General features: G+C 58.8%; 27 protein-coding genes and 2 pseudogenes. 17 read left to right on the top strand and 12 right to left on the bottom strand.

Translation table 11 applies throughout. The annotated features are described in order from the left end of the window. Positions 1–98: 98 nt before the first annotated feature. From NATTI_RS27135 to NATTI_RS0120420, 4 genes and pseudogenes are all read right to left on the bottom strand, one after another. Positions 99–290 (bottom strand): annotated as a pseudogene (locus tag NATTI_RS27135) (hypothetical protein); the annotation flags it as partial. 6 nt (positions 291–296) lie between these two features. Next, complete coding sequence (locus NATTI_RS0120410) at positions 297–3,728, bottom strand: PAS domain S-box protein (protein ID WP_006087960.1); 3,432 nt, start codon at positions 3,726–3,728, stop codon at positions 297–299. Positions 3,729–3,883: 155 nt separating this feature from the next. After that, a complete protein-coding gene (locus NATTI_RS0120415) occupies positions 3,884–4,183 on the bottom strand; it encodes a hypothetical protein (protein WP_241434246.1) in 300 nt (99 codons plus the stop codon). Between the two features lie 125 nt (positions 4,184–4,308). Next, the gene (locus NATTI_RS0120420) at positions 4,309–4,704 is read right to left on the bottom strand and encodes an SPW repeat domain-containing protein (protein WP_006087958.1); all 396 of its coding nucleotides are present in this window, start codon (positions 4,702–4,704) and stop codon (positions 4,309–4,311) included. 214 nt (positions 4,705–4,918) lie between these two features. Between NATTI_RS0120420 and NATTI_RS0120425 the strand changes: the two genes are divergently transcribed. The 3 genes from NATTI_RS0120425 to NATTI_RS25065 all read left to right on the top strand — a co-directional run bounded on the left by NATTI_RS0120425 (position 4,919) and on the right by NATTI_RS25065 (position 6,906). Beyond that, positions 4,919–5,377, top strand: coding sequence for a response regulator (locus NATTI_RS0120425; RefSeq protein ID WP_027119246.1), 459 nt, complete (start codon positions 4,919–4,921; stop codon positions 5,375–5,377). A 577-nt stretch (positions 5,378–5,954) separates the two neighbouring features. Continuing rightward, positions 5,955–6,422 (top strand): response regulator, encoded by a 468-nt coding sequence (locus NATTI_RS0120430; protein WP_006087956.1) that lies wholly within the window; start codon positions 5,955–5,957, stop codon positions 6,420–6,422. Between the two features lie 274 nt (positions 6,423–6,696). Continuing rightward, positions 6,697–6,906: a hypothetical protein gene (locus tag NATTI_RS25065; protein WP_006087955.1), complete on the top strand. Its 210-nt coding sequence runs from the start codon at positions 6,697–6,699 to the stop codon at positions 6,904–6,906. 408 nt (positions 6,907–7,314) lie between these two features. Here NATTI_RS25065 and NATTI_RS0120440 read toward each other — a convergent pair whose 3' ends face one another. The 3 genes from NATTI_RS0120440 to NATTI_RS0120450 are packed head-to-tail and all read right to left on the bottom strand — an operon-like array spanning position 7,315 to position 8,797. Further along, positions 7,315–8,340, bottom strand: coding sequence for a tyrosine-type recombinase/integrase (locus tag NATTI_RS0120440; protein ID WP_006087954.1), 1,026 nt, complete (start codon positions 8,338–8,340; stop codon positions 7,315–7,317). Beyond that, entirely contained in the window at positions 8,337–8,495 is a 159-nt protein-coding gene (locus NATTI_RS26655; RefSeq protein WP_019992082.1) for a hypothetical protein, read from the bottom strand. Before NATTI_RS26655 ends, NATTI_RS0120440 begins: the two co-directional genes overlap by 4 nt. Next, positions 8,492–8,797 (bottom strand): hypothetical protein, encoded by a 306-nt coding sequence (locus NATTI_RS0120450; protein ID WP_006087953.1) that lies wholly within the window; start codon positions 8,795–8,797, stop codon positions 8,492–8,494. The genes NATTI_RS26655 and NATTI_RS0120450 overlap by 4 nt, the downstream gene beginning before the upstream one ends. A gap of 628 nt (positions 8,798–9,425) precedes the next feature. Between NATTI_RS0120450 and NATTI_RS0120455 the strand changes: the two genes are divergently transcribed. After that, entirely contained in the window at positions 9,426–9,665 is a 240-nt protein-coding gene (locus tag NATTI_RS0120455) for a MarR family transcriptional regulator (protein WP_006087952.1), read from the top strand. 15 nt (positions 9,666–9,680) lie between these two features. On the opposite strand, the gene NATTI_RS0120460 is transcribed toward NATTI_RS0120455, so the two are convergent. After that, positions 9,681–10,511: a hypothetical protein gene (locus NATTI_RS0120460; protein WP_006087951.1), complete on the bottom strand. Its 831-nt coding sequence runs from the start codon at positions 10,509–10,511 to the stop codon at positions 9,681–9,683. Positions 10,512–10,841: 330 nt separating this feature from the next. Here NATTI_RS0120460 and NATTI_RS0120465 point away from each other — a divergent pair, with 330 nt between their 5' ends. Both NATTI_RS0120465 and NATTI_RS27140 read left to right on the top strand, forming a co-directional pair. Next, positions 10,842–11,321: a type IV pilin gene (locus NATTI_RS0120465; RefSeq protein ID WP_006087950.1), complete on the top strand. Its 480-nt coding sequence runs from the start codon at positions 10,842–10,844 to the stop codon at positions 11,319–11,321. A gap of 12 nt (positions 11,322–11,333) precedes the next feature. Next, positions 11,334–11,768, top strand: a pseudogene (locus tag NATTI_RS27140) (type IV pilin); the annotation flags it as partial. Positions 11,769–12,082: 314 nt separating this feature from the next. Here the strand turns inward: NATTI_RS27140 and NATTI_RS0120475 are convergent. Continuing rightward, positions 12,083–12,271 carry a hypothetical protein gene (locus NATTI_RS0120475; RefSeq protein ID WP_006087948.1) on the bottom strand — a complete coding sequence of 63 codons (189 nt, stop codon included), beginning with the start codon at positions 12,269–12,271 and terminating at the stop codon, positions 12,083–12,085. 110 nt (positions 12,272–12,381) lie between these two features. Between NATTI_RS0120475 and NATTI_RS0120480 the strand changes: the two genes are divergently transcribed. The 11 genes from NATTI_RS0120480 (at position 12,382) to NATTI_RS0120530 (ending at position 20,370) form a co-directional block, all read left to right on the top strand. Next, positions 12,382–12,813 carry a hypothetical protein gene (locus NATTI_RS0120480; protein ID WP_006087947.1) on the top strand — a complete coding sequence of 144 codons (432 nt, stop codon included), beginning with the start codon at positions 12,382–12,384 and terminating at the stop codon, positions 12,811–12,813. 16 nt (positions 12,814–12,829) lie between these two features. Then, positions 12,830–12,955, top strand: coding sequence for a hypothetical protein (locus NATTI_RS27380; RefSeq protein WP_019992083.1), 126 nt, complete (start codon positions 12,830–12,832; stop codon positions 12,953–12,955). Continuing rightward, positions 12,955–13,080, top strand: a complete 126-nt coding sequence (locus NATTI_RS27385; RefSeq protein WP_019992084.1) for a hypothetical protein — start codon at positions 12,955–12,957, stop codon at positions 13,078–13,080. The genes NATTI_RS27380 and NATTI_RS27385 overlap by 1 nt, the downstream gene beginning before the upstream one ends. Then, positions 13,080–15,944: a PQQ-binding-like beta-propeller repeat protein gene (locus tag NATTI_RS0120495; RefSeq protein ID WP_006087946.1), complete on the top strand. Its 2,865-nt coding sequence runs from the start codon at positions 13,080–13,082 to the stop codon at positions 15,942–15,944. The genes NATTI_RS27385 and NATTI_RS0120495 overlap by 1 nt, the downstream gene beginning before the upstream one ends. Before the next feature lie 51 nt (positions 15,945–15,995). Beyond that, positions 15,996–16,646: a hypothetical protein gene (locus NATTI_RS0120500; protein ID WP_241434245.1), complete on the top strand. Its 651-nt coding sequence runs from the start codon at positions 15,996–15,998 to the stop codon at positions 16,644–16,646. Further along, complete coding sequence (locus tag NATTI_RS0120505) at positions 16,643–16,921, top strand: hypothetical protein (RefSeq protein ID WP_006087944.1); 279 nt, start codon at positions 16,643–16,645, stop codon at positions 16,919–16,921. The genes NATTI_RS0120500 and NATTI_RS0120505 overlap by 4 nt, the downstream gene beginning before the upstream one ends. Then, positions 16,914–17,729: a hypothetical protein gene (locus NATTI_RS0120510; RefSeq protein WP_006087943.1), complete on the top strand. Its 816-nt coding sequence runs from the start codon at positions 16,914–16,916 to the stop codon at positions 17,727–17,729. Before NATTI_RS0120505 ends, NATTI_RS0120510 begins: the two co-directional genes overlap by 8 nt. Then, on the top strand, positions 17,726–17,923 hold the full coding sequence (locus NATTI_RS0120515) for a hypothetical protein (protein WP_006087942.1): 198 nt from the start codon (positions 17,726–17,728) through the stop codon (positions 17,921–17,923). The genes NATTI_RS0120510 and NATTI_RS0120515 overlap by 4 nt, the downstream gene beginning before the upstream one ends. After that, on the top strand, positions 17,916–19,091 hold the full coding sequence (locus tag NATTI_RS0120520) for a hypothetical protein (RefSeq protein ID WP_006087941.1): 1,176 nt from the start codon (positions 17,916–17,918) through the stop codon (positions 19,089–19,091). The genes NATTI_RS0120515 and NATTI_RS0120520 overlap by 8 nt, the downstream gene beginning before the upstream one ends. A 238-nt stretch (positions 19,092–19,329) precedes the next feature. Further along, positions 19,330–19,713, top strand: coding sequence for a hypothetical protein (locus NATTI_RS0120525; protein WP_006087940.1), 384 nt, complete (start codon positions 19,330–19,332; stop codon positions 19,711–19,713). 96 nt (positions 19,714–19,809) lie between these two features. Beyond that, a complete protein-coding gene (locus NATTI_RS0120530) occupies positions 19,810–20,370 on the top strand; it encodes a pyridoxamine 5'-phosphate oxidase family protein (RefSeq protein ID WP_006087939.1) in 561 nt (186 codons plus the stop codon). 17 nt (positions 20,371–20,387) lie between these two features. Here NATTI_RS0120530 and NATTI_RS0120535 read toward each other — a convergent pair whose 3' ends face one another. The 3 genes from NATTI_RS0120535 to NATTI_RS0120545 all read right to left on the bottom strand — a co-directional run bounded on the left by NATTI_RS0120535 (position 20,388) and on the right by NATTI_RS0120545 (position 22,790). Further along, the gene (locus NATTI_RS0120535; protein WP_019992085.1) at positions 20,388–20,678 is read right to left on the bottom strand and encodes a DUF7692 domain-containing protein; all 291 of its coding nucleotides are present in this window, start codon (positions 20,676–20,678) and stop codon (positions 20,388–20,390) included. 333 nt (positions 20,679–21,011) lie between these two features. After that, positions 21,012–22,010, bottom strand: coding sequence for a hypothetical protein (locus tag NATTI_RS26230; protein WP_152423920.1), 999 nt, complete (start codon positions 22,008–22,010; stop codon positions 21,012–21,014). A 474-nt stretch (positions 22,011–22,484) separates the two neighbouring features. Then, positions 22,485–22,790, bottom strand: coding sequence for a hypothetical protein (locus NATTI_RS0120545; RefSeq protein ID WP_006087936.1), 306 nt, complete (start codon positions 22,788–22,790; stop codon positions 22,485–22,487).

A 22,790-nucleotide genomic window follows, 5' to 3' on the forward strand; every position in this document is an offset into this window, starting at 1 on the left:
TCGGTGGTTTCGCGTTTTCTCGTCTCCACGTCGTAGCCACGCTACTCGTCGCGGTCTCCGGCATGCGGGTCCCGGATGGAGCCGCGTCGCTCACCGGCCTATGCGGGAACTTCCTCCGGGCTCCGCCCCCAGTGTCGGTGCTCGGCGATGGCGTCGACGAACGCCTCAGCGAACGCCTCGAGGTCGTCGCTACGACAGGTGACGACGCCGGCGTCCGAGACGAGCTCGCCGTCGTCGGCGATTTCGGTGTCCGGCAGGTCGACCGCCTCGAACAGCGCCGTTCGCTCGCCGTGACTTCACTGTCGGCGACCCTGCTCGTCCGCCGCCGGTAGCACCACCGAGAACGTCGAGCCCTCGCCGGGATCGGAGTCGACCCGAATCTCGCCGCCGTGGCGTTCGGCGATCCGCTGACAGAGCGCCAACCCGATCCCCGTGCCCGGATGCTCCTCGCGGCTGTGCAGCCGCTGGAATACCTCGAAAATCCGTTCCGTCTCGTCCGGATCAATGCCGATGCCCTCGTCCTCGATGTCGATCCGCCACCGCGACCCCGCTCGTTCGGCGTCGATGTCGATCATGGGCGGTTCGTCGCCGCTGTACTCGATTGCGTTCGACAGCAGGTTCTGGAACACCTGTCGGAGCTGGTCGCCGTCGCCGCTGACCCGCGGCAGGTCGCCGACCGAAATCTCGGCGTCGGTCTCCTCGATCTGCAGGCGCAGATTCCCGAGCACGTCGTCGATCACGTCTTCGAGATCGATCGGCTCGAGCGGGTCCCCCTTCGTCTCGACGCGCGAGTACTCGAGCAGCCCCTCGATCATGTCACGCATTCGATCAGCGCCGTCGACGGCATACGCGAGGAACTCCTCGCCCTCCTCGTCGAACTCGTCGGCGTAGCGTCGCTCGATCAGCTGGAGGTAGCTCGAGACCATCCGGAGCGGCTCCTGCAGATCGTGGCTGGCGGCGTAGGCGAACTGCTCTAACCGTTCGTTCGACGCCTCGAGTCGCCGCTGGTACTCCTTACGTTCGGAGATGTCGGCGAACGTGATCACGGCCCCGGTGATCTCGCCGTCGTCGTACAGCGGGGTGCCGCTGACCGAAACCCAGATCCGCTGGCCGTCGGCCCGGCGGACCCCCATCTCGAAGTCGTGAATCGTCTCCCCTTCACGGAAGACGCGGTAGGGAGGAATCGCCGTCGTCGAGAGGGGATCACCGTCCGGTTCGACCGGGTCTAACCCCTCGAGGTCGGCGACGGCGTCCTCGAACTCGCCCTCGGGATAGCCCAGAATCTCCCGCGCGCGGCGATTGACGCGGTCGAAGTCGCCGTTCCCGTCGAGGGTGACGATTCCGACGGGGCTGGTGTCGACGATCCGCTCGACGAGGTTTCGTTCCTCCCGGAGCGCTCGTTCGCGCTGGTTTCGCTCGGTGACGTCCTGGGCCATCGTCATTCCCGCAAAGACGTCGCCGCGCTCGTCGGTGATCGGGACGGCCCGAACCACCCACTCCCGGCCGGCATACGTGAGTTCGATCGATCGTTCCTCGCCCTCCTCGAGGACGGCCTCGAAGATCGGTTCGAGCGCGTCGGCGGCCGCTTCGTTCCACGCGTCGCGGAAGTGGCTTCCCTCGAGGTCCGATGGCTCGACCGGAACCCGATCGAACCCTCTCCCCGCCGCCAACGTGTACCGGCGGTCGTGGTCGAACAGGGTGACGATTCCGTTGGGGAAGTACTCGACGAGGGTGCGGTAGCGCCGCTCCGACTCCGTGAGTTTTCGCTCTCGCTCCTTCCGGTCGGTGATGTCCCGGAAGTAGACCGAGAGCCCCGTCTCGGAGGGGTAAGCGTGAATCTCGAACCAGGTCTCGAGCGGGGCGGGGTAGTAAAGTTCGAACGAGGTCGGTTCCTGCGTTGCCATCGCCTGCTCGTACTCCTCGCGAAGTTTCGAGTCGGCCGCCCACTCGAAGACTTCCCAGAGGTTTCGTCCGTGCAAGCCGCGATCCTCGACGTCGATCAACTCCGCCGCTCGATCGTTGACGTAGGTGAATGTCCAGTCGTCGTCGAGCGCGTAGAAGGCGTCGGTGATCCGGCTGAGGATCGCCTCGAGTTCGCTCTCGAGTTCGCGTTCGCGCTCTTTGAGCGCGGTCACGTCCTCCGCGGTGGCCACGACGCGATTGACGGTCCCGTCGTCGTCGAGAATCGGAGCGGCGTTCGTCACGAACCATCGTCGGTCGTCCGCACCCGGTGTCTCGAGCTGGAGCACCCGATCGAACACCGGCTCGCCGGTCCGAAGCGCCCGTGTGAAGGGATGGCCCGCCTGCGAAACCGGCTCGCCGTTCGCGTCGCAAATCGTCCCGCCCGCCTTCGTGTACGTTTCGAGCCCCGACTCCGAGAGGCCGAGGATATCCAGGTAGCGCTCGTTGACTCGGGTAACTGCCCCGTCCTCGTCGAACGCCACGATCCCGACGGGGCTGGTCTCGAAGACGCGATCGATAAGGTCGCGTTCGCGCTGGAGCTGTTGCTCCCGTTCGCGCTGATCGGTCATGTCGCGGGTGACCTTCACGTAGCCGCGGTGCGTGCCGGTATCGTCGACGACCGACGTGATCGTCACGTTCGCCCAAAACCGGCTGCCGTCCTTTCGTACGCGCCAGCCTTCCGTCTCGATCGAGCCCGCGGACCGCGCTCGCTCGAGGGTTTCTGCGGGAACGTTCGTCCTGCAGTCGTCATCAGTGTAGAACGTGGAGACGTGTGAACCGAGTATCTCCCCGCGTTCGTACCCCTTGATCTGTCGCGCCCCCTCGTTCCAGCTGGCGACGCAGCCGTCCGAATCGAGTCGGAAGATGGCGTACTCCTCGACCGCGTTGACCAGCGAGCGAAACCGCTCCTCGCTCTCCTTGAGCGCTCCCTCGGAACGCTTCCGATCGGTGATGTCGTAGTAGAGTTCGACGCGGCCGCCCGCGTACTGTCCCGAGCGGATCGGTTTGCTCCGGTGCTCGAGCCAGCGTTCCTCGCGCCCGGTCGCTGGATCTGCGGTGACTCGACACTCGAAACGTTCGACGTAGCTGTTGTCATCGTACGTGGCCAGCACATTCCGGGCGAACGCGTGGGGATCGGCGAACTTCTCGGCGACGGACTCCTCGATCACCGTTCGTTTGTCTCGCCCAATGATCGACTCGCGGTCGAGTCCCAGATACTCCTCGATCGATTGGTCCACCCACATCACGTCGAACGACTCGTCGAGGATGAAGACGCCGATATCGGCCTCGTCGACGACACTCGTGATCGAATCGTAGGACGCTTGCGCCGACTCGAGCGTCTCCCGTTGTCGTTTTCGGTCAGAAATGTCGCGTGCGACGCCGATCGTCCCGGCGAACTCGCCGTCGTCTAGCAACACGTTGATACGGAGCTCGCAGGGGATTCGGGAGCCGTTCGCAGTGTGAATCGAGAGTTCGAACGGCGTCAGTTCTTCCCCGCCCTCGAGTTGGGCACGAATCTCGCCGTTGATGCGTTCGACATCCGCCTCGTCGACGACGAGCGAGACGTGCTCGCCGATGAGTTCGTCGCGGGAATACCCCGTCGTGTCGACGATCGTCTCGTTGACCGCGACGAAGTGGCCGTCGGCGTCGAGCTGATACACGCTGTCGTCGATCGTATCGACGAGCGTCCGGTAGCGCTGCAGCGCCACGTCGTCGTCGACGTCTCCCCAGAACGTCAGTCCCGTGGCGTCCGCTCGGTTGCTCATACGTGCTGTCGTCGCTCTAGAGTCGGATAAACCTCCCGACAGATTGAATGGGGCGGAACGCCTGTAGCGGATCTACGCCGGAGCGAGCGCACTCTACCGACTCGAGTCGCGAACTGTCCGCGTTCTCGGTCCCGACACGACCAGCCGAGATGGCGTCAGATCGACTGCTGGTAGCCACACGTCGGACACGTCATCATGCCGTTAGCGATCAGGAGATAGCTCCGTTCGCAGCGGTCACAGGGGCAGCCGATCGAAACGCCGGCCTCTCTGGCAACCGCGCGGAGCGTGTTCTCCAGCAACGGAAGCCGCGTTTCGATCCGCTCCAAGCGTGCGGTTACGTCCCGTAGCTCGGAGACCGTCCGCTCGAGGCGTGGCGTCGGGTCGGCAGGGGACGTTCGCCCGTGACGGTAGTCGTATCCACGGTCGTTCGTCCGTACGGGTATTCGAGGCGTCATCGAACAGTGTAGACCGCGGAAAAACATATATGTGTCTCGTGGTCGAGTGAAGCGCTAGCATCGTCGAAAAATCGCCCCGTCTCGGACGAACGCCGGACCTGGGCCGGGAGTCGATGCGGACGCTGTCAGGCACCGCTCGCTCTCGCCTGCGTCAGCTGCCAGCTCCCGTAGATGCTCCCGCCGGCCAGGATTGCTACGAGCGCGCCGGCGATCACGTTACTCCAGAGGAGTCGGTCTGCGGTTACCTCGAGGACGAACGGGGCGGCGAGCACCCACAGCCCGAGGAGTGCGGCAAGGGCCGGTGCGGCGACGCTCGGCAGCGGACCGCCGTCCGGCCAGCCGGCGGTGTACGCCGCGAACGCGGCGATCGCTGCGCCAGCAAGGAAGTTGTTCATAATGATCAGGCCGGAGCCCGTCAGGATGACTCCCGACCAGAGGATCCAGGCACCGAGCGCGGCGGCGAACGCGGCCGTCCGAACCGGGATCGCCGATCGATCGGTCGTCGCGCGTATCTCGCTCATACCATCCGTACGCACCCAGCGGTGCTAAATGTGGACCAAGCATTGTGCCGCCAGCAGCTGTGTCGGCGTGTCGGATTCCGTCGCCCGTTCTCAACGGCTCCGCTCGCGACACGGGTTCCGTCAAGAGCACAGTGGGTAGCCAGACACACTTCGTCGGAGAGGAGTGTCGGCATCGGACCCTCGCAGTTTTATTCTCTCAGACAGATTAATGGCTATGGCTTCGGGGGACACGCAGATGGACGGAGTGGTCGACATCCTGTTAGTCGAGCCGAACCCAGGCGATACGCGGCTCTTTACCGAGAACTTCAGGGACGCGAAACTGCTCAACACGATCCACTCCGTCTCCGACGGCGAATCCGCACTCGAGTTCGTCCGCCAGCGCGGCGAGTACGCGGACGTCCCGGTACCGGACATCATCTTGCTCGAGCCACAACTTCCCGGAACCAGCGGTATGGACGTTCTCGCGGAGCTGAACTGCGACTCGGTGCTCCGTGAGATCCCCGTCGTCATCCTTACGAGTTCGAAAGCGGGCGAGGATATCGTCAAAGACCACGATCTCGAGGGCGACTGCTACATCCGAAAACCGGTCGCTCCGGAGGAGTTCGTGGATTTCGTGCAGTCGCTCGAGGAGTTCTGGTTCGCGATCGTTCGAAATCCGGTCGACAGCGACTGACGACGCTCCCCCACCGGTCCCCGAACCGATCGAATCCCGTTTCACTCTCGATCTGCCCGACACCGTTTTTCGCGTTCGATCCCTAGGATTGCGTATGACGACCCCCGCATCCACAACCGATCGTCCGCCCTCCAGCAAGACCGTTCTCTACTGTTTCGACTGTGGACACGAGAGTTCGTCCGATGGTGACTGGAAGGTACGGCAGACGACCGACGGGGACAGATACGACTGCCCCGAGTGTGGGACGACGATCACTGTTCGATCAACGGAGACAACTCGAGGTGTCGACCGACACACCACGTCCCGTTACTGCACCTGATGGCGAGTCGTCGGTCCCACCGTGCGCTCGACTGCCACTCGAGTGTCGTACCGGGCAACTCTGACAGTTTCGAATCCGCGTCGAAAGCGACTCGAACAGCCAGGAATCGGCGTCGTCGACCGGCGGCAAAGTACAAGCGCTTCCACCAACGAGCCACTCCCTACTGTAGGGCCATCAGTAGCTCAAACTAACCAGCTGGACTGACAGTGTCTGATATATTTGAGTTGCGCTTATACGCTTGCAGCATCATGCACGGATATGGCAACAGGAGACGACGAGAGCGATGGCGAAATCGGGGAGACGATCGACATCTTACTGATCGAGCCGAATCCGGGCGATACGCGTCTCTTCGAGGAGAATTTCAAAGACGCGAAACTCATGAACGCCGTCCACGCCGTCACCGACGGCGAGGCGGCACTCGAGTTCGTCCACCAACGCGGCGAGTACGCGGACGCCCCGCGACCAGATCTGATCCTGCTCGAGCCACAGCTTCCCGGCCAGAGCGCCATGGAGGTCCTCGCAGAACTGAACGACGAATCCGCACTCCGTGAGGCCCCCGTAATCGTGCTCACGAGTTCGGAGACGGGTGAATCGATCGTCAAATCTCACGACCTCGAGGCGGACGCCTACATCCAGAAACCGGTAGAGACCGACGAGTTCATCGAGTTCGTCCAGGAGGTCGAGGAGTTCTGGTTCGCGATCGTCAAAACCGAAGCCGCCAACTGAACCCCAGATCGCTCTCTCGGTCGGCCCCGACCGGTCGCAGCTCTCGTCGTCACGCACACTGGTTCGCTCGCCGTCTGTGCATATTTTTCACTCGCTATTGCCGAGAGTGATTGTCGCGTGAGCTGTCCGTAATCGTCGTCTTAGAGCGGTCGGTTCGAGTTTTGCACTGCACGCACTGGCTTACCGACTCGAGACCTGTACGCCACAGTGGGTGCACACCGCTTGGAACACCTGTCACCAGAACGTTTATTTCCGAACTCCGAGTGGATGATGTATGGCTGCCACGAGTCGCGACTGGTCCGAGCGCGAACGACTAGGCCTGATTGTTGGTCTTCTCCTCGCCGGTCCCATCGTGGTACATTCCATCGCCGGACCGGAGACACTCACCGTCCTCAGCCTCGTCGGCCTTGTCGCGTTCGCCTACGGGCTCTATCTGCTCTACCGACTGGTCGTGGCCGTCGAGCGCATCGCCGACAAGCTGTAGCTGGACGGTACTGTGGTTCTCACCCGATGCGTTCGTTACCGTTACTTCGCGTCTCATCGCCGTTCGATGTCCCCCTCCGCTCTTGAGAAGCAAGATTGCTCCTGGGGGAGGGACTCCCTGTGGCCCGGGAACCGCCCGCGACAACAGTATCGACCGACCGCCTACGAAACCGTGCCACCAGAGGGAGTGAACCTGTTGACGGTACCGCTCGAGACTCGAGGGTGAGATTCTGCTAGTGGAACAGTAGCGCACGGTCGCAGGAAGCAACTCCTGAGTTCAAATCGAATTGCTTCGAATACGCACCGCTTACGGTGTTGTTCGCGGTGAAAAAATGGGGCCGGAGGGATGGACGCTAGTGTATCCCGCCACATTCTCAGGTCTGTACGCTCCAAATTTCGGGCAGTATCGTTACTCATCATTGTCTTCAATGTCTAGTTTCAGAGTTGTCTCAGCACGCAGTTCTTCGAATTCCTCCCGCTCGGTCGCTTTGTAGTAGTGTCTCCGAATCGTCTCAGGACGGGCGTTCACCCGCTTCGCGACGGTCTCGATAGCGAGCCCGCGGAGCAGTTGCCACGTAATCGACCCTGTTCGGATAGCATGTGGGCTCCTCGAGGACGGGCACTTACTCGCGTGATTTCGACGAGTGAAATCACACGTCTGCCGCCGATTACCGTGCGGACACTGTATGACGAGACACGGATGCGTCCCGACGTAGGACCAGGCGCGAAACGTCGTATCGGACGGTCTCCCCTGCCGACCGCAGAACAACGGCTGACGCCCCTTCTCGTCGCGCTTCTCGAATCGCTCGCGGGCGATGTACGTCCGGAGCGCTTTCACAACCGGTTCCGAGATACCGACGACACGCTCACCCTCCTCCTTGTTCTTCAGCAGCGTCGGCGGGCGGTGACGGAACTCGAGCGTCTGTCGATCCGGATCAAAGTCGCGGAGATCCAGGGCGCGAATGCCGCTCATTCGCGCGCCGACGTGCCATGCGACCTCGAGAAAGGCGTGCTGGGGCCGACCAAACCAGTCAGTCGACGATCGGAAAAACGACAGCAACGAGCTGGCGTCGTCGACCTCGAGCATCGTATCGTTGGACTCCTCCGAACGCGAGAGCGTCGGAACGTTCACCTTGTCCGGGAGATCGTCACCGACGACATCGATCGATGCACAGTAGTCAAGCAGCTGCTTTACGGCCGTCAACTGTCCCTTTAACGTCGCAGGTGCGATGCCTGCGGCCTCGCGCGCTGCACGGTACTCGTCGAGATCCCAGCCGGACAGGTCGGCCATCGAGTCGATCCCTTCGTCTTCGGCCCACTGGACGAACCGAGTCAGTCGATTCTTGTAGCTCCGAACGGTCTTCTCCGTGTTCTCCTGCTTTCGACGGGATAGGAACCGATCGCGAGCCTCTCGAGGCGACAGATCCCGGCTCATCGTGGCTCCTGAAACTGTTCGACCATTCGCTCTTCGCGACGCATCCGACAGCCGTTACAGACCGACGGTCGCGGCTGGTCGTCGAGCGCGACATCGGGCTTGTACCGAAGCGTCGCCTGCGCGCCGCAGTCGTAGCAGAGACCGTACAGGCTCATCGGCCATCACCGTCCGCCCAGTTCTCTGCTCGGTCGAGCCCATTCATCAGCTCGCCCTCGCGGTCGTCGCGTTCGAACAGCCGATCCGCGATCGCCGTCTGAAGCGCAGCGCCCGAGCGGTTCCGCGGCTCGGTTTCCGAAACGTGGTGGTCGTCGACGCGCGCTGCCAGCTGGTCGATCGCGTCGACCGTCTCGACGAGCGCCGCGTTCTGATAGCGCAGTTCCGTCGCGATCGCCTCGAGGGCCGTCGCCTGTCGTTCGATCGCGTCGACCTGTCGCTCCTGGTCGCGATCGTCACTCATCGGCCCACCTCGAGATCGTTGCCGTAGTTACAGTATCCGGTACTCTTACCGTGGATGCGTGCTAGTTCGCTCATGGTCTCACTGTTGTGGGACCGCGGACTGACCGCGCGCGCCACTGCTTGGACACGGGGGCGCGTGCGGTCGCTGTCCGTCGGCTGTTCGTAACGACTGTACCCCGCCCTCTTAGTAGTCGGATGGCGAATTCCGATATTCCGATAAGTACAGCACCGATGACTAACGTGCTCTCGAGAACGAATCCGCGAGTATCGGCGAGTTCCGAAACTATTCCGTTTGTGCGTGGGCCGTGGGCGACAGCCCGTATACTGCGGTCGATCGGGGCCTTTTTGCCCCGTAGCGGTGTGCGAATACATGCTTCCGTACCTGGATTACGGAAGCCAGGCGGGCCGGTGTCCCAAGCACCGGGTCCGCGTTTCTGACGAGGACCCGACCGGGTACCGGCGGGTCCGTCTGGCTTCCGTTGGGCAGACCGAAACATCCCACTTACTTATATTTAACCGACCGTGCGTTATTCTACAGAATACCAAATGTTATCCTCAGAGAATCCAACCAGTATTGCTAAAATGCCGCTCTGGCACGTACCAGTATGCGACGACCGAGGGTGTCGTGGATGACACAAGCCGACGACCGCATTCTCGAGACCCTCGCGGATAGCGATCTCACGCTTTCGCCTCGCGTTCTCGCGGCCAACACGGACTACTCGCGTCACTATATCAGCGCCCGCCTCGGCGAACTTCGGGACGCCGATCTCGTCGATCGCGTCGACGAAGGACTCTACGTGATCTCGGACCGTGGGCTCGCCTACCTCGAGGGCGAACTCAGCGCGGATGAGCTGGAAAAAGACGAGTAGCTTCCGAAAGCTGATTCAGTCCTGCGGCTCGACCCGTTTTCGATACCGTGGCTGTAATCGAAGCGACCGCGCAGCGTCGGCCGAGATCGTCACCATTCGATCGCCGGAGGTCACCGGTTCGTCCGCAACGTCTTCAATCAGCGCGGCCAGCTCGTCGCGGTACGCTTTCGATCGCTGTTCTTGAATCTGGACCGTGTCTTTCGTCCGCTGGTGGATCGCTCGATTCGCGAGATACGCGAGCACGAATATCTCGCGGGTTTCGAACGGCGCGTCGTCGAGATACCACGGGAGCGAGAAGTCCTCGAGTTCCGCTTTCGGTCCGACCGGCGCACCGAGAACGGCCAGCGTCCGACCGAGAACGGGCGCGTCTTTCGTCGGTCGAACCTCGGTCGCCCTCGAGTCGTCGTCCTTGTGGAAAAAGTTGAACTCGACACCGGCGCTCTCGAGCGCGTCGATCACGTGCGAGCGGTGGTCGGCGTGGTTCAGCGCGAACGACGGAACAAAGTTCTCCGTCGCGATCGAGCCACCCGAGAAGACGTTTGCGACGAGCGTGTTCAGAGCCATGAACTCCCGATCGCCGTAGGTTGCATCGAGCCACCCGTACTCGCGGGCAGCTTCGATCCCGCGAACAGCGTCCGGTTTTCCATTGCCGTCGACCCACCCGCGAATGCGCCCTCGAGGCATTTCCAGTGCGCTCGAGATCGCGCCGGAACCCTTGTTCGGGTGCTGGCTCGCGTATCGCATCACAGCTTGATAGTCCAGAACGGCAGTCCACGGATCGCTGTATGCCCCGCCGTCATAGGTGCGCGCGAGGTCGCGCTCGGAGACGAGTGCCGATTCGGTCATACTGCTGTGGTGTTGCTACCCAGCCAAAAGCATTATCACCCATATCTGAGATGCCCGATATCGCCCACCTTAGGCGTTTCAAGGGTACGTTGGAGCGTTTCTATTGGACGCTGATTATCATTGATGAAACCGATATCAGTCTCTGAGAGATTCACTATCCTCTAGGTATATATGGGTACAGTGGGCTGGTTGCTATCAGCACCAAAATCGAACGGCAGGGAAGGATGACGCACGGGATGGTTGTGCAAACCCAATCCCCCTGAGCGTCACACGGTGGTATCACACCCCCGAGAATAAGCTTTCCGACCGTTCTCGCGGTGCGTGACAACAATGGATTTGACCAAATACAGACAGAAGCTGATCGGAAGCGAAGACGAACGGGCAGTGAGTCCGGTTATCGGCGTGATTCTCATGGTTGCGATAACCGTTATTCTCGCAGCTGTGATCGCAGCCTTCGTACTAGATCTCGGTGATAACATGGGTTCAGGCAGTGTGAGTGCTGGCGTTAGCACAGATGTTAGTAATTCAGATCACACAGTGACGATCACTATTGATTCAATGGGCGATGCCAGTCAATTTGATCTTCGTGGCGATCTTCACGGAGACTATGATCAAGACGATCTAAATGATGAACTAAGCCAAACCGGAGCTTCAGTCACCCTCCATCATGATGAGAATGAAGATGGGAACGACGATCTAGATAACGACTTTACCTTAGATGACAGCTCGTCTGGTTCGGTTAACGTTGTCGCTATCGATGGCGACTCCGAATCAGTTGTTGCGTCCTTCGAATGGGACGAGTGGGACTAATATCACATGTCCATGGATGGGAAAATAGTCCGTAATAAACTGGTAGGTGGCGAAGAAGAGCGAGCAGTAAGTCCGGTTATCGGTGTGATTCTCATGGTTGCGATAACCGTGATTCTCGCAGCCGTGATCGCAGCATTCGTACTAGACCTTGGCGATAATATGGGCTCTGGTTCTGTGAGTGCTGGTGTAAGTACAGATGTCAGTAATTCTGATGAGGAAGTGTCAATTACCATTGACTCAATGGGTGACGCTGAATACTTTGAACTTCGTGGTGACGCTCAGAGAGATGATCTTGATCTCGATCAGACAGGAGATTCAGTAACTGTCTCTACTACTGATACCAGCGGTGCTGAAGCGCTATTAACAAGCACAACTGGTGATGTAAACATTGTTGCCATTGATGGCGACTCTGAGTCAGTTGTCTCCAGCTTCGAGTGGGATTGGAGTGATGTTGTTGAACTTGAGGTACAAGACGATGAAGTTGTAGTGACTTTAGTTGAGGAGTTAGAGACAGATCACGAAGTCCAAGTTGAGGATGAAAGTGGGAACGGTGTCACACTCGTGGATGAAGGAGATACTGAAAGTCTAGATACTGATACTCCCGGTATAGATGAAGAGGGACTACTGACTGCTACTGAATATGATGACGGTGGCGATGAGGTCGGCGAAGTTGGTAGCATCAGTTACGACATTAGCGACTAATAGGAGTTCGTAACTACGTTCTATATTTATTTCAAAACTCTTGATAATCTGTGCTTCTATTAGTCAAAGTCTATTTCTCCGACTAAGTTGAGTGTCCACTCTCCATCATCAACATGACGAATATGGATATGATGTTCGCCGGCAATTTTCCCGTTCTCGTTGATTAGTCCCTCGAGTCGGAGATCGTCTTTCGGGATCGTGACACCGGCAGAATTCCCGTCGAGCTGTCGCAGTTTGTTCAAGGCCATACGTCGGCTCGCAACCCGCCTTGGTATAAAATTTGGTGAACCTATAGACCGCCAATAGATCAACACTGTATTCCGGAGCTTTTCGGCACGAGGTGGAGACGCGGGAGCGTATGGCACTAAGCCTACCGCAGAAGTACGTTCCTGACTCGATTCGTCAGGAGGACGGTATCGACCTAACAGACAGCATCCTCGCACCGTTGTTCGTGCTCGCGTCGTTCTCGATCGGCGCGGTCGGCACCCTCGAGTTCAACGAACCGCTGAACGTCTCGCTGACGGACGCGTTGTACGCGGCCCACGGGACGGAGATCACATATGCGTTCATCCTCTCGATCGGGATCCTGCTGATCGGGTGGCTGACCAACGAAAGCACGCCGGAGGACTGGACCGATGTCGAGACCGTCGTCGTGCTCCTGGCGGTGATCCTGAACATCCTTGGGGCGCTCGTTCCCGCGATGACGGTTACCCTCGAGAGCATGTGGTACGTCGGCTGGTTCACGGTGTTCCTGAACGGCGCGGCGTTCTACGTGATCGCCTACAAGTAATTCGGAGGTTCCAGACATGAGTTCAAACGTTTTCAGCGGCAAGTCGGCGGAGTGGTACAGTTCGGTGATGACGGGCTACATCATCACGGCGTCGGTCGTGTCGATCGGCCTCTCGGCAGTGATGGCTGCGGGGGTGGTCTGATGCGGGTTCTCCGACGGCTCCCGCTGCGGGAGACGACCCACGAGCTGCTCGAGGCGGTCGGCCTGCTGACGGTCTCGACGTGCGCGGCGCTGATGCTCCTGTTCTTTTACGGGGGTGTCTTCTGATGTCGACCGACTCGGCGGAGGACTTCAGCCCACGCCCACAGCCCACAGCCCACGAGGTCGAGCCAGGCTGCTCGCTCGATCGGCGAACGTTCCTCCAGGGGACGGCCGCGGCCGCGGCGATCGCGGCGGGCGGGGCGGCCTCGACGGGGACGGCCTCGGCATCGGCCGCTTCCACCATCGTCGACGGGCTGAAAGAAGCCATCACCGGGGCGGCGACCGCCGGGGCGATCGGCGGCCCGCAAAGCCTCGCGGTGTGGGTCGGAGCGGTCGCTCTCGGGGAGATTTACGGAGGGGTCAGCGAATCGCCGTCCGCAGACCGGCATTCGCTCCATCAACTCGTGCACAACGAAATCGAGTGGATGAACGCCCATCTCGTGAACTTCGGGAACTACATGGAGGACACCCGGCCGATTGCCTCGCTCGAGGCGCGGCACGGAATGGCGACCGCGTGGGAGGATGGCGACGGTTCTGCTGACGCCTACGACACCGCGTTGCAGATGATCCGCCAGTACTACGAACTTCCCGAGTTCAATCACGCACACACCGGAAACAAGGCGCTGCTGCAACTGAGCTACATCCAAGGCTCCGGCTACGACACCGACCCGCAGTACAACGTTCAGACTACCGGCGAAGACGACGGCGGCGACCCGTTCATCTTCCGAATCTCGGACGAACGCGAAGACGTCGACCTCGAGCTACACGCCGGTACTCAGGTCGACGAAAACGCCTTCGACGAGATCGACCACATCGAGCCGGACGACGGCACGATGACCACGCCGATCGTCGACATCATCGACGACACCGGAGACGATGAGGAGACGGTCGACTCGTTCCCGATCGTCACGAACGACGTGATCGACGCCTACGACCCCGACGGGGAAGAGTTCGAAATCGAACTGGACGGCACAACCTACACCACAGACCTCGAGTTCATGGTGCAGAACGTCGGGGACTACGAGGAGGACCCTGCGCTCGGCCAGCAAATCGCGTTCGAAGGACCCGCGTTCTTCGAACTGTTCCACGACATCGAGGAGATGAGCGACGACGTAGTTTCGAACTACGACCAGTCGTTCATCGAAGACATCTACGACGAATTGGACGCCGGGAACATCACACCTGAGCAGGTCCGTTCCCCCGAGGGAATGGCGCGCTATCTGAGCGGCACTGACGACGTAGAGAGCGAACGCTTCCAGATCGCGTGGATGCAACAATTCGGCTTCGAACGTGCCGATATGTCGCTCGTCCGCGGCATGGAGGTTTCGTGGACTGGCGCGACGGATATGCAGACCGACACGGACCCGGACCGGGACCGAAGGCGAACGTACCCGGCTGAGTACGTCGAGAACGAAACCTACGACGGCGTTCTATTCGGTAGCGACCTCCCCGACGACGGGTTCCAATCTGGAAACGAGTACGCTGTCGGCCCGCAGGTCTTCGTCCCTGACGCGGACGACGACCGAATCATTGCCCACACCTTGGGATCTGACGAAGAAAACTGGTCTTACGAATACACCGATCCGCTCAACGGCGGTGTAGCTGTCTCTCCCGACCGGAGCACGGTCTACGTAGGCCACCAAGACGATGGTGTGGTCGCACTCGATGCCACAGACGGCACTGAGATATGGGATTCTGAAAACCTCGGCAACCGACCAAGACAAACCTCGGTCGTTCCCGACGGCCCTGTAATCGCCTCAACCACGAGTGAAACCCACGGGATCGACACGGACGATGGATCTCAACTGTGGGAATACACGGAAGGTAGTTCATCTCATTCGATACCACCTGATGGCGACACTGTGTTCACCCACGACGGTCCAGAAGTCCATTCGGTAGATCCCTCGAACGGCTCGCAGAACTGGACGCACACGCTATCTGGCGACGCTCTTGTCTCCGAGGCTGGCGTCAACGGCGACCTGTTCGCTCTCACCGACACCGACCCGATCCGTCTGGTCGCAATCGACTCGGAAGGCTCCGAAAAATGGTCGGTCGATACCGACATCCCTACCGATTCTCACCCTCGGGGGATCATCGAAAAAACGGACGGAACCCTGCTTGTCACCGAAGGGGGCAACGGCGACATCTACGCTTACGATTCGTCGGATGGTTCCGAAAAATGGAGTGAGGATGTCTTACCGGACTTCGGCGGATTCATGAAGGGGCCGAGAGCACCCACTTCGGACAAAATAATCGTCTACGAACACCAAGAAACCGAGTTCGTCGTCTTCGACTACACCGATCGATCGACAAAAACCTACCAACACCCACCCACACTGAACGGAGCCAGATACGTCCAGATGTGGCACCCGTCGGAACAAGTCGACGGAATGGCTGCTGCGGCGATAATCAACGACGAGAACGCCGAAGGCCAGGTAAACCTCACCGATGGTGTGCTCGAGATCCACGACATGTACGACGCTGGCGGAGCCACGATCGAGCACGTCAACGACGAGACGATCAACGATCTCGAGACCGCCACTGGCGAGGACATCGACACGATCATCGACGACATGGACGAGTTCGACGACGAGTCGGACATCCGGTACACCCGCGACGTGATCGACATCCTCGAGCACTACGACGCCGGGGACGAACTCGAGAACGTCCACACCGAAGAAACGGACTACTCCAGTCCCGACTACGACACCTTCGACTCGACCGATTTTGCCGAGGCGATGACCTCGCTCGAGGAGAAGATCGAACAGATCGAGGAGGAAGACGACGACACGAATGTCAGCGTCGGGATCGACAATCCGCTCGATGACTTCGGAGACGGCGCGGTCTGGGTCGGACTCGCCGTGATCGTGATGGTCGTCCTCACTGTCGTCAGCATCGTGACCGACGCCATTCCGATCCTGAACAACTGAGCCATGAAACGATTTTACGTTTTTCTGACGGTAGCAGCAGTGCTCGCAGCGATGGGCATGGGCGTTGGGCTGGCCGCAGCCGACGAGCCGGACGACGACACGCACTCGATTCTTGACCGAACCGATGCCGAGAACGCGAGTGAATTGCAGGTCGAGACCGTCCAGAACTGGGCGACCGACGAGCAACTCGAGGCGCTGAACGACTCCGAACGCGAGCGCGTCGAAACGTGGCTCGAGGACGCCCCCGAACTCGAGAGTGCCGAACTGGACGAGTACGAAGTTGCGTTCGGCGACGGTGGCACGTGGATCACCGATTACGAGCTCAACGACGGCGAGGCACGAATCACGTTTATCGTCGAGAATCAGCGAACGGTCGACGTAGAAGACGCGATGGACGGAATCGGTGAGGACGGCATCGTTGAACCGTACAGTCGGGAGTACGAACTGAGCGAGGGCGAGACGACGATCTCGATGGACGTGCGCGAGTTCCGCGGCGCGTCGACGGTCGGCGTGACGGTCGACGGGACGACCGCCAGGCTCTCGACAGAAATGCAGGACCCGGAAACCGAGGAGGAGAACCCGTTCCACACGTTCGGCGGTGAGAGCGGGCTGTTCTTCGGAACGGGAATGGCGACCACCGCAGCGGCACTCGGCGCGTTCATCGTCATCCGCCAGGAGGAAAGCGGGGTGATCGAGGCGTGACCCGAGACGTACTGATTTACGTTCCCGACTTCGAAGACGTCCGGCACAAGCTCGCCTGTAACCTCGAGGACGACGAGGTAGCGTACTGGGTTGTCCACGGAACACCCCGACAGACCGGAGGGGGTGCATCTGTGCTCTTCTCGGACGGCGAGAGAGTTGTTGCTACTGGCGACGTTATCGGCACCTCAGAGAACCGGCTGTGGCTCGACGGGATTGAGAGGGACGAGAGACCGAATCCAGCGGAACCGACCACGCGAGGGTTCAAGTATGTCTGATACCAGCGCGACGTTCAACGGCTGGGGCGATCGACTCACCTATCTGCTCGCCGAGGGCCAGCTGATCGTCGCCGGTCTCGCGGTCTCGCTCGGTGCCCTGCTGATCTGGTTCCGCCCGTCGATCCCAGGCATGCCGCCGGTCGCTCGAGGAATGTTCGCCGCGACGCTACTCCTGGGGCCACCGCTGCTCGCGCTGTTCGTGACGGGCGCGCGGAAGCTCCGGCAGCGCCGCATGGAGGAGGTCTACCACATCAACGGCGTGACCGACGTGAGAAAGAAGTACTACGTCTCGCCGGAAGTCTGGGCCGAAAAGACCGTCGAGGGGCCGTCTCCGTACCGCTGCAACGACGACGAGTCGTTCGAAGTCCGCGAGTTCACGTACCACGAGGACACCGGCGATCTCGTCGTTCGGGGCTGTTACTTCAGCCAAATGGCCGACTCGAAACTCGTCACGACCAAGGCCATGCTCGAGGACATCCACGGCGATCTCGTCGAGGCGTTCCTCGAGTTCAACCGACTCCGCGGCCGGATCTCGAAGATGGGGCTCCAGATCCAGGGCGACGTGATCAACGAGGAGGCGGAAGCCGACGAGCGCGGATTGATGAACCCGCGTACGTCAGTGAAGGACCGCTTCGAATCGGCGAAGAGCGACGCCGAAGACGCCGACATAGACGAGATCAAGGACGTGACCGAGTACGTCGAGGACTACTCTGACGAACACGGCATCAACACAGTCGGCGGACCACCGCAGACTCGCGCACAGGCCGCAGAGCAAGCCACAGCAACCGATGGAGGGACTGATCGATGAGATACATCCATGACGGGAAGCTACGGAACCGGACGGTAGAGCCACCGAAAACGTTCGTCGCCAGTGAGCCAGTTACGTCTGCTCGAGGACGGCCCGACTTCGGAAAGTTGCTGAACAAGATTCGGAAGGCCGACACACCGCTGCTAATCGGCCACGAGCAGGACGCACGCCGGTGGAGGTGGACCGATGAGTGACGAGCAAGACAACTACACCGTCGGCGGATTCACCGAATACCAGCGCGGGAACCTCGCGAAAGAGCCCGACAAGGTCCTCGAGCACACCGGATTCGTTCGTGACGAGCAGATCGACCGTCAGATGACCGTGCGCGCGTTGCACCACGACCCGGACCGCTGGCAGGGGAAGGCCGCAGCGACGTACATGGATGTCGGGAAGAACCGACGGATCGTCCAGGGCGAAGGGAGTCACACGGCCCGTGACGCGCTCGACAACGGCGACACGCTGACGCTGAAACACTACATCGGCGATCCGTCGCAGGAGGCGAGCCTATCTGGTATCAAAGCGATCACCCGGCTACAGGAGATCGTCGCCGGACCCGCGCCGGTGATCGTGATCCTGGGTGAGATGGGAGCTGGCAAAACGAACCTCGCCTGCCTGATTGCGCAGCTGCGTGATCGGTGGGTCGACGGAAATCTCAAGGTCGGTTCGAACATTCGTACGCTCCCTCGTAACGACGACTGGGTACGCAACAACGGCGATGTCGAGGACGGCTGGATTCCGCACTACCCGCTCCTCGAGGAGTGGGTGGAGAAGGACGGCGACCCGGTCGAGAATCCCCAACAGCCGAAGCTGTTCATCGGTGACGAGTTCTCGACGAACGCCTCGGGAACCGGCGAAGACGGCCAGAAGGTGCGGAAGCTGATGGGGCCGCTGGTGTTCAAGATTCGGAAGTACAACGGCGCGCTGATCTACATCGGCCACGACGAGAGTTCGATCCATCCGCTGCTGTGGCGCGTCGGAACGATCCTGAAAAAGCCCGATCGCAACGACAAGGGGAAAGCGATCAAAGCGGAGCGGATCTCCGGCGGGAAGCTACAGGATGTCGATCCGCGGCCGTTTACCGGGATTCCACCGGCGGACTGGGAACCGCACACGAACGACGAGGCCAACTGGTCGTGGAACGCTCCCGCGGGAGACGACGACGGCCCGGCGATCGCCGAAAACGAGGTGAAACAGGTCGCCGCCTGGACGATGGAAGCCTGCCGAGAGCAGGGAATGTCGGCCCGCGAAACCGCCGAGTTCGTGCCCTACAGCCACGCTACCGTCTCTAATTGGTGGAACGACATCGACGAAGGCGGCGAGAAGCGAGAGTGGGTTAACACAGTCGAACAGGTGATCGCATGACGGCGTCGGGGTGTAAACCTGTAAACCGCAACCGAGCCCCCTTTAGAATAGCTCCGGCCCAAAGCCCACCGCGCTCCCTCCGGGGAGGGAGCGGAGCGAGCGATGGGCGAAGCGTCTCGCAACCAGCGGAGGAATATATATTACCACGCGTGGAGCGCGCGCATACCATAATAAATGCGACATTTTTTAGATGTCGATTTCGAAAAAATCGCGTCGCGCGTGATGGGGGTCGATCGGCGTGAACCGATCGAAGCGAGCGAACCACTTCGGCACGGCCTGCGAGAAACGGATGGCGAAGAAACGACGGTTCACGCTCGAGCGCAGCTCGTGGCACGACGCCAGGTTCGGCAACGGAACGCCGGTCGAGATCAAATCGACGATGATCGAGCACAGCAACGGTCAGCCGGGGAATTTCAAGGTCTATCGCGAGTACCACGAAAAGCTCCGGCGAGCGGACGGCTGGTACTGTTTCGTCGTTTACCGGCCGCACGGTCGGAGCGGTTGCACGATCGTCAACGACAAGATGGTTCACTCAAGCGATCTCCCGCTACTCCGCTGGCATGGTGGCGGCGATCACCGCGGAACCGAACAAGCGAAGATCGCGATTAGTAGCATCTTTTGATTTTTGCCCTCTGGAAGTCTGTAAGTCCATACAAGATGTTCTCAGATGTCTGGAAGTGAGCAGAGCATTATTTCGGTAGATAACTGAAACCGGGTGATGAACGCCGAAAAGATGGCCCACGAAGAGGTCGTGGAATTTCTTCGAAGCGAGAATACGGGTGTGTTGTCGCTAACTAGCGGCAGAGAGACCTACGCTATCCCTGAGTCGTTCGGGTACAATGATGACACCATCTACTTTCAATTCGCTAACCGGGAGGACAGCCACAAGATGTCGTTCGTCGAAACGACCGGTGTTGCAACTTTCACTGTCTTTTCCGAGAACCCCACGAGAAGCGTCATCATCAGAGGTACTCTTGAGAGTGTGCCGGAAGACGAAATGCCCGAGGCTATGGATGCGCTCGCGGAGAACGCAACTGTTCCGACACTAAACGTTTTTCCGGATACTACGATGGACGAACTTTCGTTCGAACTCTATCGGATCAACCCCAAATCCGTTTCTGGACGGAGGTTTTCCAACCCTCATTCGACGCCAGCAATGGGGCTCTCGGATATCTGTATCGGCCACCTCGAAGACGCATTAGAGAGGGACGACCCGATAAAAAAGGACTTCCACATTCGACAAGCGGTGCAGGCCTGCTTACCGTTCTCCTCCGAGTAGCTTTCTCAGACAGTCGCTCACAGCTCTCCTTTTGTTGTTACTGAAACGTTGGTTTCGAACTCGAAGCTGACGGCTCGAGTACTCAGCGTCTCGGCGATCTCCCGGCGCTGCTCGCGAGTGAGGTCGTCGCGCTCGAGGACGCGCGCAGCTGCGGCGACAAGTTGATCGATGTCTTCGCAGGCGAACGCGACCGCGTTGCTCCGGTTGCAATCGTAGAACCGGGAAGCTTTCTGGATAGCGTCGAATCGCCATTCGTTACCGTCGTCTGTCCGGATGCGAACCGATCCGGGCGTCTCTGAGTGAGACATGGCCGTGAACACAACCCGCCTATCCTAGTTTTTTCGGTTCACTCAAACGGTCTTAGTTTATAAACAGGGGGTGGCACCCGTCGTGATCGGCGTGACGCCCGGGGCGATCTCGTGGGCTATGGGCCGAATATGAACACGGCTGGTACTCGGTTCGTGTTCATATTGGGGAAACCGATCTTCGCGACGTACAACCGCCAGGAGCAGCGTAGGTAAACAGAAATTGGATAGTGTTACGCTTCACCATCACCCCATCAGGAATGACACTTGTCGAATTATAAGACTATTCGACTACCACGTGGTGAAATACAATTACTGAGTGCGAATACAGAGTAGCTACCGTTCCTTGTGTATTGGAGTATATCCAATGTCTGCCAAATACTCTAGTATAATTGCTCGTGTGTATTTGTCACTTATATCTAGCATACCATCAGACACCATAGATATATATAGCACTACTGGAAATACGAAAATAACAACCAAAATAGCGAATACGTAAGATAGCTGCACCCAAATAATGATAGCTAAACCTAATCCTCCGAAGACAACCGCTATTTGAGTGTTTCTAAAAAATATATGTAATGTTTGTAGTTTTTGCGTTCTCAGAGTTAGGTTGGACTCCAAATGACGATGCACAAGTAAAAACAGTTCTTTAGGGTCACTGAATTCATCATCCAGATTATATTGCTTACGGATCTCTTGAATGAACCCATCTGGAGTCCCATTTGTGAAGTATCCATTTGGTTGGGGGCGTCCAGTTGAACGTATCCTCGAACCTGTAGTCGGGTTTATTGACTTGCCTATGAATATGACGGCAAATGATAATCCAACACAACTAGAAAAGAAAAGAATTGCATGTTCTATACCAGCGTTGGATATTACAATGAGCGAAATTAGCGTCCAGATCGTAGTGGCTTGCGCATAACGATTCCTTGTAAACCATTGTCCATATTTTAGATCACTAGAATTTCCAGACTTCTTGTAGGAATCATATGCCTCATTTCGAGTGATCATCCAATACTGTGTGGTTGTCAAGAATGCTTTGTTTGGTTCGTCGTTGTATAGGTACATTCGAAAATCATTTGGAAAAGGTTCGAATATTCTTCGAGAAATGTCGATTGATTCCCCGATTACTAAGGATATAACGAGTACAAATAGCCAAGAGTATGGTTCAGTAATTACGTTCACAACAGTATCTTCTGGCATATCAGACACTATTTCAGGACGTACTACATATGCTGAAACAAATATGAAAGAAAATAAAATTGAACCGGGAATAACCCTAGTGATCAACTGAGATATAGTGAAACCGATTGCCGTACGTTCGCTTGACATGTGCCTGTGATAGACTCTCCAATAATAAAGATTTCCGAAAACAGCTGCACCAATAAATATCCTATATTGTCTCAAGAAATCTTCCTGAGCCACAGCTATTCAAGCTGGCAAATTGCGTCACTCACTGTAAGTCCGTGCTGGTCCGCGATCTCGGCTGCAAGGTTCAAAGCCCAGTCTTCTTTCACCATCCCTCTGTACTCATATGCAAGCAGTGCTAGCGCATGGACGATCAGTAAGTCATCTTGTGGATGTCGCATGACGCTCACGTCTGGCCGCGGCTTTATTGATAAACCCTTGTAGGCATATCCGACAATCACGGTTATCGAGGACCACTACGTTTTTTCAGTAGTTCAGGCCGCTGTAGCGTCCAATATCAGCCAGTCCAATTTTTTGCTAGCGCGGCGCGTGTTCTGCGTGTCGCGCAATTACCTTGCAGGGGCATTCGATGGACCATTCGAGCAGTGTGGATCATATCTACTGGCCATCAGTGGGCTCTCTGGAGAGGTCTTCGCTGGAATTACTGAGACGCTCATTCACGGTTTCGAGTTGCTCCTCGAGGTCGGCAATCCGGCACTCCTGAGCGAGCAGCATCGAAATGAGGTGTGTGGTCGTCGGATCAGTGTGGTTCTGAATCCCACCAGCGTCTGCGAAGTTCCGCGCCTGGACAAATAGGCGTTCGAAGTGATCTTGATACTCGAGTCGAAGTGCTCTGTGGTACGGTGACCACTCGTTTTCGAATTCACGGAGCCTATCGCGGTAGGTCGGGTTTGTCTTGCCCAT

This window comes from Natronorubrum tibetense GA33 (assembly GCF_000383975.1).
Classification (GTDB): Archaea; Halobacteriota; Halobacteria; order Halobacteriales; family Natrialbaceae; genus Natronorubrum; species Natronorubrum tibetense.

Excerpts from the sequence above, each read along its gene's own strand:
- NATTI_RS0120515 (WP_006087942.1), top strand. The coding sequence starts at position 17,726 with ATGAGATACATCCATGACGGGAAGCTACGGAACCGGACGGTAGAGCCA.
- NATTI_RS25065 (WP_006087955.1), top strand. The coding sequence starts at position 6,697 with ATGGCTGCCACGAGTCGCGACTGGTCCGAGCGCGAACGACTAGGCCTG.
- NATTI_RS0120545 (WP_006087936.1), bottom strand. The coding sequence starts at position 22,790 with ATGGGCAAGACAAACCCGACCTACCGCGATAGGCTCCGTGAATTCGAA.
- NATTI_RS0120455 (WP_006087952.1), top strand. The coding sequence starts at position 9,426 with ATGACACAAGCCGACGACCGCATTCTCGAGACCCTCGCGGATAGCGAT.
- NATTI_RS26230 (WP_152423920.1), bottom strand. The coding sequence starts at position 22,010 with ATGTCAAGCGAACGTACGGCAATCGGTTTCACTATATCTCAGTTGATC.
- NATTI_RS0120535 (WP_019992085.1), bottom strand. The coding sequence starts at position 20,678 with ATGTCTCACTCAGAGACGCCCGGATCGGTTCGCATCCGGACAGACGAC.
- NATTI_RS0120415 (WP_241434246.1), bottom strand. The coding sequence starts at position 4,183 with ATGACGCCTCGAATACCCGTACGGACGAACGACCGTGGATACGACTAC.
- NATTI_RS0120420 (WP_006087958.1), bottom strand. The coding sequence starts at position 4,704 with ATGAGCGAGATACGCGCGACGACCGATCGATCGGCGATCCCGGTTCGG.
- NATTI_RS0120465 (WP_006087950.1), top strand. The coding sequence starts at position 10,842 with ATGGATTTGACCAAATACAGACAGAAGCTGATCGGAAGCGAAGACGAA.
- NATTI_RS0120440 (WP_006087954.1), bottom strand. The coding sequence starts at position 8,340 with ATGAGCCGGGATCTGTCGCCTCGAGAGGCTCGCGATCGGTTCCTATCC.
- NATTI_RS0120410 (WP_006087960.1), bottom strand. The coding sequence starts at position 3,728 with ATGAGCAACCGAGCGGACGCCACGGGACTGACGTTCTGGGGAGACGTC.
- NATTI_RS0120430 (WP_006087956.1), top strand. The coding sequence starts at position 5,955 with ATGGCAACAGGAGACGACGAGAGCGATGGCGAAATCGGGGAGACGATC.
- NATTI_RS0120480 (WP_006087947.1), top strand. The coding sequence starts at position 12,382 with ATGGCACTAAGCCTACCGCAGAAGTACGTTCCTGACTCGATTCGTCAG.
- NATTI_RS26655 (WP_019992082.1), bottom strand. The coding sequence starts at position 8,495 with ATGAGCCTGTACGGTCTCTGCTACGACTGCGGCGCGCAGGCGACGCTT.
- NATTI_RS0120520 (WP_006087941.1), top strand. The coding sequence starts at position 17,916 with ATGAGTGACGAGCAAGACAACTACACCGTCGGCGGATTCACCGAATAC.
- NATTI_RS0120475 (WP_006087948.1), bottom strand. The coding sequence starts at position 12,271 with ATGGCCTTGAACAAACTGCGACAGCTCGACGGGAATTCTGCCGGTGTC.
- NATTI_RS0120510 (WP_006087943.1), top strand. The coding sequence starts at position 16,914 with ATGTCTGATACCAGCGCGACGTTCAACGGCTGGGGCGATCGACTCACC.
- NATTI_RS0120450 (WP_006087953.1), bottom strand. The coding sequence starts at position 8,797 with ATGAGTGACGATCGCGACCAGGAGCGACAGGTCGACGCGATCGAACGA.
- NATTI_RS0120460 (WP_006087951.1), bottom strand. The coding sequence starts at position 10,511 with ATGACCGAATCGGCACTCGTCTCCGAGCGCGACCTCGCGCGCACCTAT.
- NATTI_RS27385 (WP_019992084.1), top strand. The coding sequence starts at position 12,955 with ATGCGGGTTCTCCGACGGCTCCCGCTGCGGGAGACGACCCACGAGCTG.
- NATTI_RS0120495 (WP_006087946.1), top strand. The coding sequence starts at position 13,080 with ATGTCGACCGACTCGGCGGAGGACTTCAGCCCACGCCCACAGCCCACA.
- NATTI_RS0120530 (WP_006087939.1), top strand. The coding sequence starts at position 19,810 with ATGAACGCCGAAAAGATGGCCCACGAAGAGGTCGTGGAATTTCTTCGA.
- NATTI_RS0120425 (WP_027119246.1), top strand. The coding sequence starts at position 4,919 with ATGGCTTCGGGGGACACGCAGATGGACGGAGTGGTCGACATCCTGTTA.
- NATTI_RS27380 (WP_019992083.1), top strand. The coding sequence starts at position 12,830 with ATGAGTTCAAACGTTTTCAGCGGCAAGTCGGCGGAGTGGTACAGTTCG.
- NATTI_RS0120500 (WP_241434245.1), top strand. The coding sequence starts at position 15,996 with ATGGGCATGGGCGTTGGGCTGGCCGCAGCCGACGAGCCGGACGACGAC.